General features: G+C 69.3%; 1 protein-coding gene. It reads left to right on the top strand.

Annotated elements, in window-relative coordinates; genetic code table 11:
- Window positions 1–140: 140 nt before the first annotated feature.
- Window positions 141–1,462, top strand: a 1,322-nt coding sequence (locus ACFWWQ_RS29650; RefSeq protein WP_384602351.1) for an NF041680 family putative transposase, incomplete at its 3' end; no start/stop codon positions are given.

Genomic DNA, 1,462 nt, shown 5'->3' with positions numbered 1-1,462 from the left:
CTTGATCTTTAACCTCAGGGCCCGAACGAGTCCTCGTACTTGATCACTCGGACTGGTAACTGCCGTGCGTGCGGGCGGCCTTCGGCTGAGCATGTGATCCGACCAAGGAACACACAACACTCAGCACGAAGGCCGTGGGGATGAGTCTGCTGCATCATGCTGTCCGGCAGGATCCGTTTGCGGAACTGTCACGCTTCCGGGGTGAGTTCTACTCCTGTCTGACCAGGCGTGCGGATGCGCTGTTCGAACTCGCGGACGCGGTGTTGTGCGCCGATGGTCCGGTCCGGTCGCTGGTGGAACTGTCGCTGGTGGGTGAACACCGTCGCGGGCACGGTGGACTCTACGACGCCTTGGCCGTAGGCCGGGTCGACGTCGCCCGGCTGCGACGGGCCCTGGCAACGGTGCCCCTGCCGCGGGCGGCGGACGGCCGGCTGGCCCTGGCTGCGGATATCACCTGCTGGCTGCGGCCCAGCGCGCACACATCACCGCAGCGGATCCTGTGCCACACATACGGGCGGGGCAAGGATCAGCACATCCCAGTCCCCGGCTGGCCGTATTCAGTGATCTGCGCGCTGGAGACGGGACGCACTTCGTGGACCGCGCCGCTGGACGCGCTGCGGCTGGCACCGGGCGACGACGCCGCCACCGTCACTGCCCGGCAGATGCGTGAACTCGTCGAACGGCTGATCTCGGCCGGGCAGTGGAAGGACGGTGACCCGGAGATCCTGATCGTGGTGGACGCCGGTTACGACGTGCCGCGGCTGGCCTTCCTCCTACGGGATCTGCCGGTGCAGGTGCTGGGCCGGATGCGTTCGGACCGTGTCCTGCGCCGTGCGGCACCGCCCCGCGAGCCCAGCGCCCGGGGTCGTCCGCCCCGCCATGGCGGCGAGTTCGTCTTCGGTGACCCGGCCACGTGGAATATCCCCGACGCGCAGACGGTGACCGAAACCCGGCTCTACGGCACCGCCACCGCACTCGCCTGGAACCGGCTCCACCCGAGACTGACCCACCGCTCCGCCTGGACGGCCCAGCTGGGAGCCCTGCCGGTGATCGAGGGCACCGTGATCCGCCTGCAGGTCGACCACCTGCCCAGCGGAGCGACACCGAAGCCGGTCTGGCTGTGGTGGTCGGGCACCGACGCCACCACAGCCCAGGTCGACCGTCTATGGCAGGCGTTCCTGCGACGCTTCGACATCGAGCACACCTTCCGCCTGTTCAAGCAGACACTGGGCTGGACCTGCCCGAAGATCCGCACCCCCCAAGCCGCCGACCGCTGGACCTGGCTGATCCTCGCCGCCTTCACCCAGCTCCGACTCGCCCGCCCGCTGGCGGCAGACCTCCGGCGGCCGTGGGAGAAGCCGACCCCGCCCGAAAGGCTCACCCCCGCCCGAGTCCGCCGCGACTTTCGGCACCTCCGCCCGAAGGCCGCCTGCCCAGCCCAAGCACCGAAATCCTCTCGACC

The sequence above is a fragment of the Streptomyces sp. NPDC059080 genome (assembly GCF_042739975.1).
Taxonomy (GTDB): domain Bacteria; phylum Actinomycetota; class Actinomycetes; order Streptomycetales; family Streptomycetaceae; genus Streptomyces; species Streptomyces benahoarensis.
The sequence above is the reverse complement of the archived record's forward strand: the minus strand, read 5'-3'. Positions and strand labels throughout refer to the sequence as shown.